Origin of the sequence: Clostridium sp. D43t1_170807_H7, from assembly GCF_015555905.1 — a bacterium.
Classification (GTDB): Bacteria; Bacillota; Clostridia; order Clostridiales; family Clostridiaceae; genus Clostridium.
Map to the genome: position 1 here is coordinate 1 of NZ_JADNLK010000040.1, position 13,477 is coordinate 13,477.

General features: G+C 30.2%; 14 protein-coding genes and 1 riboswitch. All 14 genes read left to right on the forward strand.

From position 1 onward, the window contains the following. Positions 1-148: 148 nt before the first annotated feature. The 14 genes from I2E98_RS14915 (at position 149) to ltrA (ending at position 13,367) form a co-directional block, all read left to right on the forward strand. Entirely contained in the window at positions 149-331 is a 183-nt protein-coding gene (locus I2E98_RS14915) for a (2Fe-2S)-binding protein (RefSeq protein WP_195469669.1), read from the forward strand. Positions 332-468: 137 nt separating this feature from the next. Continuing rightward, entirely contained in the window at positions 469-1,335 is an 867-nt protein-coding gene (locus tag I2E98_RS14920; protein ID WP_195469670.1) for an SDR family oxidoreductase, read from the forward strand. Positions 1,336-1,553: 218 nt separating this feature from the next. Then, the gene (locus I2E98_RS14925) at positions 1,554-3,641 is read left to right on the forward strand and encodes a molybdopterin oxidoreductase family protein (RefSeq protein ID WP_195469671.1); all 2,088 of its coding nucleotides are present in this window, start codon (positions 1,554-1,556) and stop codon (positions 3,639-3,641) included. A 13-nt stretch (positions 3,642-3,654) separates the two neighbouring features. Further along, positions 3,655-4,062: a 4Fe-4S dicluster domain-containing protein gene (locus tag I2E98_RS14930; RefSeq protein ID WP_195469672.1), complete on the forward strand. Its 408-nt coding sequence runs from the start codon at positions 3,655-3,657 to the stop codon at positions 4,060-4,062. After that, positions 4,062-5,288, forward strand: coding sequence for an FAD-dependent oxidoreductase (locus I2E98_RS14935; protein WP_195469673.1), 1,227 nt, complete (start codon positions 4,062-4,064; stop codon positions 5,286-5,288). The genes I2E98_RS14930 and I2E98_RS14935 overlap by 1 nt, the downstream gene beginning before the upstream one ends. Before the next feature lie 181 nt (positions 5,289-5,469). After that, complete coding sequence (gene mobB / locus I2E98_RS14940) at positions 5,470-5,979, forward strand: molybdopterin-guanine dinucleotide biosynthesis protein B (RefSeq protein ID WP_195469674.1); 510 nt, start codon at positions 5,470-5,472, stop codon at positions 5,977-5,979. After that, positions 5,974-6,109: riboswitch (molybdenum cofactor riboswitch) on the forward strand. Its footprint overlaps the gene before it by 6 nt. 123 nt (positions 6,110-6,232) lie before the next feature. Continuing rightward, complete coding sequence (locus I2E98_RS14945; protein WP_195469675.1) at positions 6,233-7,438, forward strand: molybdopterin molybdotransferase MoeA; 1,206 nt, start codon at positions 6,233-6,235, stop codon at positions 7,436-7,438. A gap of 13 nt (positions 7,439-7,451) precedes the next feature. Beyond that, the gene (locus tag I2E98_RS14950; protein ID WP_195469676.1) at positions 7,452-8,027 is read left to right on the forward strand and encodes a molybdenum cofactor guanylyltransferase; all 576 of its coding nucleotides are present in this window, start codon (positions 7,452-7,454) and stop codon (positions 8,025-8,027) included. Then, positions 8,027-8,518: a MogA/MoaB family molybdenum cofactor biosynthesis protein gene (locus I2E98_RS14955; RefSeq protein WP_195469677.1), complete on the forward strand. Its 492-nt coding sequence runs from the start codon at positions 8,027-8,029 to the stop codon at positions 8,516-8,518. The genes I2E98_RS14950 and I2E98_RS14955 overlap by 1 nt, the downstream gene beginning before the upstream one ends. A gap of 17 nt (positions 8,519-8,535) precedes the next feature. Then, positions 8,536-9,552, forward strand: a complete 1,017-nt coding sequence (locus I2E98_RS14960) for a molybdopterin-binding protein (protein ID WP_195469678.1) — start codon at positions 8,536-8,538, stop codon at positions 9,550-9,552. Positions 9,553-9,573: 21 nt separating this feature from the next. Beyond that, positions 9,574-10,050, forward strand: coding sequence for a cyclic pyranopterin monophosphate synthase MoaC (moaC, locus tag I2E98_RS14965; protein ID WP_195469679.1), 477 nt, complete (start codon positions 9,574-9,576; stop codon positions 10,048-10,050). A 17-nt stretch (positions 10,051-10,067) separates the two neighbouring features. Next, positions 10,068-11,039, forward strand: a complete 972-nt coding sequence (gene moaA, locus I2E98_RS14970) for a GTP 3',8-cyclase MoaA (RefSeq protein ID WP_195469680.1) — start codon at positions 10,068-10,070, stop codon at positions 11,037-11,039. 4 nt (positions 11,040-11,043) lie between these two features. Continuing rightward, positions 11,044-11,502 (forward strand): MOSC domain-containing protein, encoded by a 459-nt coding sequence (locus I2E98_RS14975; RefSeq protein ID WP_195469681.1) that lies wholly within the window; start codon positions 11,044-11,046, stop codon positions 11,500-11,502. 461 nt (positions 11,503-11,963) lie between these two features. Continuing rightward, the gene (gene ltrA, locus I2E98_RS14980; protein ID WP_195469682.1) at positions 11,964-13,367 is read left to right on the forward strand and encodes a group II intron reverse transcriptase/maturase; all 1,404 of its coding nucleotides are present in this window, start codon (positions 11,964-11,966) and stop codon (positions 13,365-13,367) included. The last annotated feature ends 110 nt before the right edge of the window (positions 13,368-13,477 follow it).

Here is a 13,477-nt window from a genome sequence, read left to right on the forward strand (position 1 = left end):
AAATTATATTCCTTCCTGGAGATTATATAATCAATTTTTCGGCATCACGGCATTCAAGCTTTAACGAACAATTTAGTTATTTGAATAGCAATAAGTGAAAGTGTTTAGACTATATATGGAACAGATTAATAGTATGGAGGTAAAGCATATGGATAAGAATAAGAAGATATGTCATTGTTTTAATGTATCAGTAGATGATATAGAAAGGGCAATAGAAAATGGAGCAGATACCTTTCAAGAGCTTCAAGATGCAACTAGTTGTGGAAAGGGATGTGGAGCATGTTTAGCTGAGGCTAAATCTGTTTTTGATGAATTATTGAAGAAAAGATAGATTAAATTATTTTTAGTTAAAAACTCACCATAGCAAAGATATATGATATGGTGAGTTTTTTATAAAATTAATAAGTATTATAAAAGGAAAAGTTACTAATAATAATTTATGTTAGATAAATTATTAGGAGTGGTAATATGAATTTTCCAACTAGTTTTCCAACACAACATCAAGATAAACAGCCAGGCTTTGAGAGTGTAATGAATCCAGCACCTATTTATTATGATGAAAAGTATATTAAAAAAGGTGATTTGTTGAAAGATAAAGTTGCAATAATAACAGGAGGAGATAGTGGTATTGGAAGAGCTGTATCTGTGGCCTATGCTTATCAAGGAGCAGATATTATTATCATATATTATGATGAGTTAAAAGATGCAGAAGATACGAAGAAGCTTATTGAATCAATAGGTAGAAAGTGTAATATTATTCAAGGAGATATAGCAGATGGTAAGTTTTGTACTGAAGCTATAGAATCAGTAATTAAGGAATATGGAAAAATAGATATTTTAGTAAATAATGCTGCAGTTCAGTATGAATGCAAAGATTTTAAGGAAATCACAGATATGCAATTTGATAAAACAATGAAAACCAATATTTATGGAACTTTTTATATGACTAGAGCTGCATTAAAATATATGAAATTAGGAGCATGTATAATAAATACTGCATCAGTTACTGCATATGCAGGTAATGAGAAATTAATAGATTATTCTATGACTAAAGGAGCAATAGTATCACTAACAAGATCATTATCAACATCATTAGCTAAAAAGAAAAGTGGTATAAGAGTTAATGCAGTTGCACCAGGTCCAATATGGACACCATTAATTCCATCAAGTTTTCAATCTACAGAAATACCGCAATTTGGCTCAAATACACCTATGGCAAGAGCAGGACAGCCGGTTGAATGTGCAGGTGCATATGTATTTTTAGCTTCAGAAGCAGCATCCTATATTACTGGGCAAACTATTCATATAAATGGTGGAGAAATAGTAAATAGTTAAATTTTCATAAGCTATTAGGTTATTACTTAAATAACTTAATAGCTTAATTTTTATTAAATAAAAAGGTTTAAGTAAAAAAATATTGTTAAAATAATGACAATAAAACGCTTGAATTGTGATTATAATCACAGTTAGGCGAAATCTTTAGTGATACAATTAATCTGAAATAATACCGAATATAGAGTTTGTTAAAATTGTGAATTGGAGATGGAAGTAGTATGAAGAAGATTCAATCAACATGTAATTTATGTGCATTAGCATGTAATGTAGATTTTTATGTAGAAAATGGTAAAATAGCTAAGGTTTCACCTACTGTTGATTATCCTGTAAATAAAGGTTTCTGTTGCATAAAGGGATTAAACTTAGATAAGCAACAAACTAAAATTAAAGCAAGAAAGAGTCCTTTATTAAGAGATGAAAATGGAGAGATGAAAGAAATTTCATGGGAAGAAGGCTTTAAAACATTTGCTAAAAAAATGACAAGCATTCAAGAAAAATACGGTAAAGAAAGTGTTGCTTTCATTAGTACAGGTCAAATGCCAACAGAAGATATGGCTTTATTAGGACATGTAGGTAGAAATTATATGGGAATAAATGGGGATGGTAATACGAGATTATGTATGGCTACATCAGTAGTTGCACATAAACAAAGTTTTGGATTTGATGCTCCACCGTATACATTAAATGATGCAGAACTTTCAGATACAATAATTTTAATTGGAGCAAATCCAGTTATAGCTCATCCAGTATTTTGGGGACGTATTAGAGAAAATAAAGAAGCAAAAATAATAACAATAGATCCAAGAAAATCAGAAACAGCTATGAATTCAGATATATGGATAGATATTAAGCCAAAGGCTGACTTAGTATTAATGTATACTTTAGCTAATGTATTAATAGAAAAAGGATATATTGATGTTAATTATATAGAAAACCATACAGAAGGATACGAAGACTTTAAGAATCATGTAGCTAAATTTACTTTAGATACAGTTGAAGCTGAAACTGGAATAAGTGCAGAAAGAGTAGTAGAACTTGCAGAAATAATTCATGCAGGTAAAAGAGTTTCATTCTGGTGGACAATGGGAGTTAACCAAGGTTACCAAGCAGTTAGAACAGCTCAATCTATAATCAACTTAGCATTAATAACAGGAAATATTGGAAGACCAGGTACAGGAGCAAATTCATTAACAGGACAATGTAATGCTATGGGATCAAGAGCTTTCAGTAATACAGCAGGATTATTTGGTGGTGGAGATTTTGATAATCCAGTACGTAGAAAAGCTGTAGCAGAAGCTTTAGGTGTAGATGAGAGTGTACTTGCTACAAAGCCAACAATTCCTTACAATGCTATAATTGAAAAGGCTATTGCAGGTGAAATTAAGGGGTTATGGGTAATTTGTACAAACCCTAGACATTCATGGGCAAATAATGAGGAATTTGAAAAATGTGTTAAGAATTTAGATTTCTTTGTTGTTCAAGATATATATGAAGATACTGATAGTGCTAAGCTTTGTGATTTATACTTACCTTCAGTACCAGCACTTAAAAAAGAAGGTGTATTAATTAATACTGAAAGAAGATTATCAAAGGTTAATCCTGTAATTGCTAAAGAAGAAGGAGAATTATCAGATTTTGAAATCTTCTATAACATAGGTAAAGAACTTGGAATGGGAGACTTATTAAATGGATGGGAAACTCCAAGATCTACATTTGAATTATTAAAGAAATGTTCTAAAGGAATGCCTTGTGATATAACAGGTGTAACTTACGAAATGTTAGAAGGACCAAATATGGAAGGTTCAAGAGGAGTTCAATGGCCATTTAGAGCTGGAGAAACTTTAGTTGAGGATGAAAGAAGATTATATGAAGATGGTAACTATTATACTCCATCAAAGAAAGCTAAATTCCACTTTGAAGATATAGCTGAAAATCCAAATCAAACAAGTGAAGAATTCCCATACATATTCAACTCAGGAAGAGGAACAGTAGGTCAATGGCATACTCAAGTAAGATCAAGAGAAATCGCTGAATCAGAAAGAATTTACTCTAAAGAATCTTATGCATTTATGCATCCAGAGTTGGCAGCAGAATTAAATATAACTGAAAATGAAAGAGTTAGTATAGCATCTCAAAATGGAGTAACTAAAGATTTTACTATAAAAATATCTGATCATGTTAAGAAAGATCATTTATATGCTCCAATTCATTATATTGAAACAAATGGACTTACTCCTTCAGTTTACGATCCATATTCAAAGGAACCATCATTTAAAACAGTTGCAGTAAATATCATTAAAAAGTAAAGGGTGACTAAAGATGAAAAGAATTAAAATAGATAGAGATAAATGTGTAGGTTGTTTAACTTGTACAACTGCATGTATTGTAGCTCATGAATCAGAAGATACAAGAAGTAGAATAACAATAGATAGCGCTGGGAAATATGCACCTATTTTCTGTAGACATTGTGATAGACCTGAATGTGTTTATACTTGTATGACTGGTGCTATGAGTAAAAATAAAGAAACAGGATTAGTTGAATATAACAAAGAACATTGTGCTAGCTGTTATATGTGTATAATGGCATGTCCTTATGGTGTTTTAAAAGCTGATAGTAGAATGCATAAAGAAATAATGAAATGTGATGCATGTAAGTCACATGGAACTGCACAATGTGTAGCTAAATGTCCAATGGGAGCAATTACTTTAGAGGAGGTAACTGAATAATGAGATATGTAGTTATAGGAGCCTCTGCGGCAGGTATAAGTGGAGCTAAAACTTTAAGAGAATTAGATAAAGAAGCTGAAATAGTATTAGTATCAAAGGATGAAAATGTATATTCAAGATGTATACTTCATCACTATATTTCAAATCACAGAGATGTAGATGCTTTAAACTTTACAAGTAAGGAATTCTTTGAAGAAAATAATATAACTTGGATGAAAGGTTTAGAAGTTAAGAATCTTAATGATAAAGAGCAACTTTTAGAATTATCAAATGGTGAAACTTTAAGTTACGATAAATTATTAGTCTGTAGCGGTGCATCTGCATTTATACCACCAGTTCTAGGACTTAGAGAAGGTAATAATGTAGTTGGATTAAGAAATTTAGATGATGCTATATTAATAAAAGAACAAGCTAAGAAGGTTAAAAATGTAGTAGTTTTAGGAGCTGGGCTTGTTGGAATAGATGCAGTTAGTGGATTACTTGGACAAGGATTAAATATATCTTTAGTTGAAATGGGTAATAAAATACTTCCATTACAATTAGACAAGTATGCATCAGATGTTTATGAAAAGAAATTTACTGAAGAAGGTGTTTCTTTAAAATTAAATGTTAAAGCTGAAAAATTACTTTTAGATGAAAATAATAATCCAAAAGCTTTATTATTAAATACAGGTGAGGAAGTACCATGTGAATTAGTAATAGTTGCTACAGGTGTTAGATCAAATATTGCATTTATGGAAAATAGTAATGTTGAATGTGATAGATTTGGATTAATAATTGATGCAAAAGGGAAGACTAATATTGAAAACATATATGGAGCTGGTGATGTAACTGGTAGAAATCCAATATGGCCAACAGCTGTAAAGGAAGGTATAATTGCAGCACATAATATGTTAGGAAAAGAAATGATAATGACTGATTTCTTTGGAAGCAAAAATACAATGAACTTTGTAGGAATAGCTACAATGTCTCTTGGTATGGTAGAGCCAGCTGATGAAACTTATATAGTTGAAACTCAAGTTGAAGGTGATAACTATAAGAAGATAATTCATAAGGATGGAAAGATTTATGGAGCTATAATTCAAGGAGATTTATCTTACGCAGGAGTTTTAACTCAACTTATCAAAGAAAATATTGATGTTTCTAAAGTAACTAAAAGCTTATTTGATATAGATTATGCAGATTTCTTTAACATAGAAAAGAATTTTGAGTTTAGCTATAAGTAATATTATAAATCTTTGATTTAGAATATTAATTCAGTTAAAATAAATTAAAAAGAGTTAGAGGAAGAAATTAAATTTTAAATATAATTTTTCCTCTAACTTATTAAATTTAAGTGACATATTTACAAAATAAATAAAAATCTATATAATGCAAACTAAAAATATAATATAAAGGATGAATTTAATGTCCAAGGTAGTTAATATAGTTGGGTCAAGTTCTAATGTTGGAAAAACTTATTTACTTGAAGGGTTAATAAAAGAACTAAAAGTTAGAGGATATAGTATAGCAACTATAAAACATGATGTTCATGGATTTGATATAGATAAAAAAGGAAAAGATACATATAAACATAGAGAAGCAGGTTCAGAAACAGTAATAATTTCTTCTAAAAATAGACTTGCAATGATAAAAGAATTGAAAGAAGAAACTGAACTTAATGATATTATTAAAATGGTATTAGATAAAGATATTATTTTAATTGAAGGATATAAAAAAAGTAATTTAAGAAAAATAGAAGTATTTAGAAGTGGAGTAAGTGAAAAGATAATAACTCCTAAGGAAAAAATAATTGCAGTTGCAAGTGATATTAATATAGATATTGATGATATAATTATAGTAGATAGAGAAGATTATAAAAAGCTTGCAGACTTAATTGAAAAGGAAAAAGAATTTAGTTTTGAAAATTATCAATAAAATATTTTCTAGAGCTGAGTAGCCTAAGGATATAATCTATGGAGCTTATGCCGGAATTTATATAATTCAAGGGTGATATTTGAAAAGATATTATCTCCACGTTTTGGGAAGGAAAATAAGTTGATTTAAATATATTTAATTATTTACTAGTTAATTTAAAACCAAGAATTTAGGTTTTTATATTTAAAATAGGCTTATTACTTATACCTAAAATATGAAGTAATAAGCCTATTTTTAGTTAAGAGGTGAGTAAATGAAGTCATTTATATCGTTAGAAGAATCAATAAGTATATTAAATGATAATGTAAAACATCTAGAAACTGAAGAAGTTAATTTAATAAATGGAACAAAAAGAGTATTAGCAGAAGATATTTACTCTATAATTGACAATCCACCATTTAATAAATCAGCTATGGATGGATATGCAATAATAGCAGAAGATAGCAAATCAAAAGAAAAAATTAAGATTGTAGATAAGGTTTTTGCAGGAGATGTGTGTAATAGTGAAGTTACATCAAAAACTGCAGTTAGAATAATGACAGGGGCACCTATACCAAAGGGAGCAACAGCAGTAATAAAACAAGAAGATGTTACTTTAATTGATGATAATTTTATTATTTTAAACAAAGTTCTAAAGGATGATGAGAATATTTGTTTTAAAGGTGAGGATATAAGTAAAGAAAAATTGTTAGTTAATAAAGGAAAGAAGCTAGATTTTGCAGATATAGGAATTATAGCAAGTACAGGAATAGAAAAAATTAAAGTTTATAAACTGCCTAAAATAGCTTTAATTAGTACAGGAGATGAGGTTATAGATGTAGAAGAGAAACTAATTCCTGGAAAAATATTTAATAGCAATAAATATAGTATAATTTCTAGAATTAAGGAATTAGACTATGATATTCAATATAGTACACATGTAAAAGATATAGAGAATCAAATAGAAAAATGTATAAATAGCATTTCAAATGATATGGATATAATAATAACTACTGGAGGAGTTTCGGTAGGAGAGAAAGATTTATTAAATAAAGCTATAGATAATATTAATGGTAAAAGGTTATTTTGGAAAGTTAAAATGAAGCCAGGTTCAGCTGTACTTTGCAGTAAGGTAAATAATGCTTTAGTTATTAGTTTATCAGGAAACCCCACAGCTGCTCTAACAGCATTTGAGCTTTTTGTAAAAACATCGCTAGAAAAGATGTGTGGATATGATGAAGTAAAAGTAAAAAGAGAAAAAGCAATATTATGCAATGATTTTACTAAGAAAAGTCCTCAAAGAAGATTTATTAGAGGAAGAGCTGTAATTGAAGAAGGAAAGCAAGTTGTATATATAACACAGATTAAAAATGGAAATGGAATATTAAGCTCTAATTTGAATTCAAATTGTATGATAGATGTTCAAGGTGGAAGTGAAGGACTTAATGCAGGAGATATAATAGATATCATAAAGTTTTAAGGAGAAGATACTTATGATAAATAAAACTTTAGCTATTTTAGCTGGTGGAAAAAGTAGTAGAATGAACTACAATAATAAGGCATTATTGAGTTATAAAGAAAAAAAATTTATAGAATATATAATTGAAGCTGGGAAGGACTATAAAGAAATAATTATAATTTCAAATAATCTACAAGAATATAAGGGATTTAATTTGAGAGTAGTTGAAGATATATATAAGGGAAATGGTCCATTAAGCGGAATACATTCAGCCCTTATTAATTCAACTACAGATAAGGTTTTATGTATTGCTTGTGACATGCCATTAATTACTAAAGATACATTAAATATTATAGGAAATTATGATAGAGAATATGATGTATTAGTACCAAGGGTTAATGAAAGATTACAGCCCTTATGTGGTATATATTCTAAAAATATTATTCCTAATGTTGAAGAGGCAATAAAGGAAAATAATAATAAACTTCAGTTATTAATAAGATCTTTAGATTTAAAAGTCATTGAAGGCGATGATAGAAGTAAATTCATAGAGAGGGATTTTTCTAATATAAATACTGAGAAAGAATATAGAGAATTGGAGGAATTGTAATGTATACAGTTGGAATAATTACAAGTAGTGACAAAGGATATGCAGGTGAAAGAGAAGATAAAAGTGGAGAAGTAGTAAGAGAATTAGTTGAAGCAGCTGGATTTACTGTAGAAAAACAAATTATATTACCTGATGATAGAGAAATGCTTGCAAATGAGTTTAAAGTAATGTGTGATGAACTTAAAGTTAACTTAGTCTTAAGCACTGGAGGAACAGGATTTTCTAAAAGAGATATTACTCCAGAAGCCACAAGAGATATAATAGAGAGAGAAGCACCTGGAATATGTGAAGCAATAAGAATGTATAGTATGCAAATCACAAAAAGGGCTATGCTTTCAAGGGCTGTATCAGGTATAAGAAAAGATACATTAATAGTGAATTTACCAGGAAGCCCTAAAGCTTGTAAAGAAGCATTAGATTATGTATTAGATGATATTAAACATGGAATTGATATATTATTAGGAACTTCAAAGGAATGTGCTAGAAAATAAAGAGGAGGTATGTAGTAATGAAAATGATAAAAGTTGAGGACGCTGTAGGAACTATACTGTCTCATGATGTAACTCAAATAATTCCAGGAGAATTTAAGGGAAGACTTTTTAAAAAAGGTCATATAATTAAAGAAGAAGATATTGAAAAGCTATTATCAATAGGAAAAGAGCATGTATATGTTTGGGAGCCTGTTGAGGGGCAACTTCATGAAAATGATGCGGCAACAAGAATTTCAAATTTAGTTGTTGGAGAAGGAATTAAGCTTTCAGATGAAATTAAAGAAGGAAAGGTTGACTTCTTTGCTGATAGAGATGGAGTTTTAAAAATAGATAAAGCTAATTTATTTAAATTAAATTCAGTTGGAGAAATTATAGTATCAACATTACATAATAATACTCCTATAAAAAAAGGTGAAAAAGTTGGAGCAACAAGAGTTATTCCATTAATTATAGATGAAGAAAGAATTATAACTGCTGAAAATTTAATTAAAGAAAAAATAATAAGCGTGGCAGAAATAAAACCTAAGAAATGTCTTTTAATAACTACAGGAAATGAAGTATATAAGGGTAGAATTAAAGATGCATTCTTACCAGTTATAAAGCAAAAATTAGGGTATTATGGTAGTGAAGTTGTAAGACAAGTAATCTTACCAGATGAAAAAGAAAGAATAATTGAAGAAATCCAAAAAGGATTATCAGAAGGTGTAGATATGATTATATGTACAGGAGGAATGTCAGTAGACCCAGATGACGTAACCCCTACAGCTATAAAAGAATGTGGTGGAGAACTTGTAACTTATGGATCACCAGTACTTCCAGGAGCAATGTTCTTACTAGCTTACCATGGAAATACTCCAATATTAGGAGTTCCAAGTTGTGCTATGTATTCAAAGAGAACAGTTTTAGATTTAGTATTACCTAGAGTATTAAGTGATGAAAGATTAACAGTAGATGATATAGTAGAGTATGGCCATGGTGGATTATGTTTAGATTGTAATGTATGTACATTTCCACATTGTTCATTTGGTAAATAGGATAAGTACATAGGAGGAAGTATGGATAATAAATTAACACATTTTGATAAGAGTGGAAATGCTAGAATGGTAGATGTTTCTGAGAAAAAAGAAACTGCAAGAGTTGCAGTTGCAGTTTCAAAAATAAGAGTGAGTAGAGAAACTTTAGAACTTATTGAGGCTGGAAAAATTGGAAAAGGAGATGTATTAGGTGTTGCTAGAGTTGCAGGAATAATGGCTAGTAAACAAACATCAAATTTAATTCCAATGTGTCATCCTTTAATGATTACAAGCTGTAATGTAGATTTTGATATAAATAGAGAAGAAAGCTATATTGGAATAACAGCTACAGTAAAAATAGTTGATAAGACAGGTGTTGAAATGGAAGCTTTAACAGCTGCTATGGTGGCTGCATTAACTATTTATGATATGTGTAAAGCTGTAGATAAAAGAATGGTGATAGAAGAAACTCATTTGCTTAAAAAAACAGGAGGAAAGAGTGGGGAGTTTAACTTTTAAATTACCCTTTAATTAATATGAAAGATAAATTTGGAAGAGAAATAGATTATTTAAGGGTATCGGTAACTGACAATTGTAATTTAAGATGTATTTATTGTATGGATGAAAAAAATAATAAATTTTTAAAGAATGATGAAAAGTTAACCGATGATGAAATATATAAAGTTATAAAGGAAAGTGCAAATTTAGGAATAAAAAAGGTTAGAATAACTGGTGGAGAGCCATTAGTTAGACAGGGTATTGTTAAATTAATAAGCAAAATAAATACTATTCCAGGAATTGAAGAAATTTATTTAACTACAAATGGTATTTTACTTGCAGATATGATAGATGAATTAGCTGTGAATGGACTTAAAGGAGTCAATATTAGTTTAGATTCTTTAAAGGAAGAGAGATTTAATAAGCTAACTAGAGTGGGGAAATTAGATAAAGTATTAAAAGCAATAGATAAGGCTATTGAATTAGGAGTAAAAGTTAAATTAAATACTGTTATAGTTAATGATATAAATAAAGATGAGATATTAGATTTTGTAAAGCTTACAATGGAAAAGCCTATAGATGTTAGATTTATAGAACTTATGCCAATAGGTGTTGCAGTTAATTATAAAGGTGCTACTAATGATGAAGTATTAAAAGTTATATCTGAAATCTACCAAGATTATGAGGAAGTAGTTAGAAGTAAAAGTGGTGGGCCTGCATCTTATATAAAATTAAAGGATGGAAAAGGCAAAATAGGTTTTATAAGTGCCATGAGTAATTGCTTTTGTGAAGAGTGTAACAGAGTTAGATTAACTCCTGAAGGATTTTTAAAGCAGTGCTTACATTTTGACTATGGAGTAGATTTGAAAAGTAAACTTAGAGAAAATATAAGTGATGAAGAACTTAATAAATTAATTTTCGATAATATTTATGATAAACCTGAAAAACATTTGTTTTTAGAAAAGAGCGATCATAAGGAATTAAAATTTATGAATCAAATTGGAGGATAGGACAATGGGAAAAGTTATAGCTATATGTACAAGTAAACATAAAGGAACACTTAAAAATGAAGTTTCAGAAGCAAATTTTATAGAAGAGTTCGGAATAGAAGGAGATGCACATGCAGGAAAATGGCATAGACAAGTAAGTCTTTTAGCCTTAGAAAAAATTGAAGACTTCAGAAATAAAGGTGGAAATGTTGATTTTGGTGCCTTTGGAGAAAATTTAGTTATCGAAGGCTTTGAGTTAAATAAGTTACCAGTAGGACAAAGATTAACTATAGGAGAAGAGGTTTTATTAGAAGTTACTCAAATAGGTAAAGAGTGTCATGATAAGTGTGCAATTTATTATCAAGTTGGTGAATGTATTATGCCTAAAAATGGTATATTTACTAGAGTATTAAAGGGCGGAAAAGTAAAAGTTGGAGATGAAGCTACTTTAGTTAAGAATGATAAAAAAATATTAAGCTTATAATATTAAGAGATGTGTATTTTCACATCTCTTTTTTTAGTGTGCGCCCAGCATGGGCAACAACTTGACGGTGAAAGTCCGTTGTGGGCTTGGTAGTGGGAACCACTAGCTAATGACAAGGGTGTCCATCGTGAGGTGGAATCTGAAGGAAGTCGGAGGCAAAGTCTTGGTCTGAGGGACACGAACTACATATAAGGCTTACTAAGGTCGGACGAGTTTGCACAACAAAACAAAGTCCAACACTACCCGAAACTTTAGGAGTAAATGTAGCAGATGTATGAGATGAAGGTTGTTGCTCTTACCTGGGGAGGTCTGATAGATATATTGCTAATAAAGGTGAATTTCTAAAGTAATAACCTACATAGTGATATGTAGCTGAGCTATCAGAAGTCAGCAGAAGTCATAGTAACTCCGCTAATCGCGATAGCGGATGAAGGACCGAACCTTAAGGAGGTTTTTGAATTTTGAAAGTTTCGCAGAATAATCAAAGATTGCAGAAAACTAAATATTTAGGCTCTAGTGACCAAGATAGAGTGGAACTCAAATATAAGCAAAGAGCGCATAGAGAATTCTCGGCAACTTCAAAAGGAGAGAACGGTGAATTTGAATATGGCTCATTAGAAAGAATATTATCTAGGGAAAACTTACTTCTAGCAATGAATAGAGTAATATCTAATAAAGGAAGTCATGGAATTAATGGAATGACAGTTTATGAACTTAAACAATTTCTACAAACAAATTGGCCTCAAATTAGAGAAGATATATTTAATAATGAGTATAAACCAATGCCAGTTAGAAGAGTTGAAATTCCAAAATCAGATGGAGGTACTAGATTACTAGGAATACCTACGGTTTTAGACAGATTTATTCAACAAGCAATTGCGCAAGAACTAAACCTAATTTATGATGAAAAATTCTCAGAGAATAGTTTTGGATTCCGCCCTCGTAGAGGTGCAAAAGATGCAATAAAGAAAGCGGAAGGTTATATTAATGAGGGTTACAGATGGGTTGTAGACATAGACTTAGAGAAATTCTTTGATAAAGTAAATCATGATATTTTAATGTATAAGCTATCGAAAGACATTAAAGACAAAAGAGTTTTGAAATTAATAAGGAAATATCTACAATCGGGAATAATGATTAATGGAATAGTAGCACTAAATGAAGAAGGAACGCCACAAGGTGGGCCACTAAGTCCCTTATTATCTAATATTATGTTAGATGAATTAGATAAGGAGTTGGAGAAAAGAGGACATAGATTTTGTCGCTACGCGGACGACTGTAATATTTACGTAAAGAGTAAAAGAGCCGGAGAGAGGGTTATGGAAAACATAACTAAATTCATTGAAGGAAAACTAAAACTCAAAGTAAATATCAATAAAAGTGCAGTTAAAAGATCTTGGAAAAGAAAATTCTTAGGGTTCACAATAGGGATTATGTTTGGTAAGGCATATTCAAGCATATCTAAACAATCATTAAGAAAGCATAAAGACAAACTTCGAGAAATATTATCAAGATCAAGACCGATGACCTTGGAACAAAGAATAATTAAGATAAATCAAGTTAATATAGGTTGGATTAATTATTATGGAATAGCAAAGTGTAAAGGTATTGTTGTTCAATTGGATAAATGGATAAAACGGAGATTAAGAATGTGTATATGGAAACAATGGAAGAAGGTTAAAACAAGATATAAAAACCTTAATAAATTAGGACTTAATCACTATCAAGCAATAAAATTCGCCAACACCCGTAAAGGATACTGGCGAGTAGCAAATAGCGTTATATTAAATACTACACTAACAAATGAATTCTTTAACGACTTAGGCTTGAAAAGCCTAACGCGTCTATATATTAAAATTCATTAAACTTAAGGAACCGCCGTATACCGGACGGTACGTACGGTGGTGGTGTGCCATGAAAGCTATATAAATGATGAAGGAAGGTCCTTCGGTAGGAATTGAACAGGCAAGCCTAC

Bases quoted from the DNA above. Each gene is read 5' to 3' on its own strand.
- I2E98_RS14925 (WP_195469671.1), top strand. From the start codon at position 1,554: ATGAAGAAGATTCAATCAACATGTAATTTATGTGCATTAGCATGTAAT.
- I2E98_RS14920 (WP_195469670.1), top strand. From the start codon at position 469: ATGAATTTTCCAACTAGTTTTCCAACACAACATCAAGATAAACAGCCA.
- I2E98_RS14955 (WP_195469677.1), top strand. From the start codon at position 8,027: ATGTATACAGTTGGAATAATTACAAGTAGTGACAAAGGATATGCAGGT.
- I2E98_RS14950 (WP_195469676.1), top strand. From the start codon at position 7,452: ATGATAAATAAAACTTTAGCTATTTTAGCTGGTGGAAAAAGTAGTAGA.
- moaC (WP_195469679.1), top strand. From the start codon at position 9,574: ATGGATAATAAATTAACACATTTTGATAAGAGTGGAAATGCTAGAATG.
- moaA (WP_195469680.1), top strand. From the start codon at position 10,068: ATGAAAGATAAATTTGGAAGAGAAATAGATTATTTAAGGGTATCGGTA.
- I2E98_RS14935 (WP_195469673.1), top strand. From the start codon at position 4,062: ATGAGATATGTAGTTATAGGAGCCTCTGCGGCAGGTATAAGTGGAGCT.
- I2E98_RS14915 (WP_195469669.1), top strand. From the start codon at position 149: ATGGATAAGAATAAGAAGATATGTCATTGTTTTAATGTATCAGTAGAT.
- I2E98_RS14945 (WP_195469675.1), top strand. From the start codon at position 6,233: ATGAAGTCATTTATATCGTTAGAAGAATCAATAAGTATATTAAATGAT.
- I2E98_RS14930 (WP_195469672.1), top strand. From the start codon at position 3,655: ATGAAAAGAATTAAAATAGATAGAGATAAATGTGTAGGTTGTTTAACT.
- I2E98_RS14960 (WP_195469678.1), top strand. From the start codon at position 8,536: ATGAAAATGATAAAAGTTGAGGACGCTGTAGGAACTATACTGTCTCAT.
- I2E98_RS14975 (WP_195469681.1), top strand. From the start codon at position 11,044: ATGGGAAAAGTTATAGCTATATGTACAAGTAAACATAAAGGAACACTT.
- mobB (WP_195469674.1), top strand. From the start codon at position 5,470: ATGTCCAAGGTAGTTAATATAGTTGGGTCAAGTTCTAATGTTGGAAAA.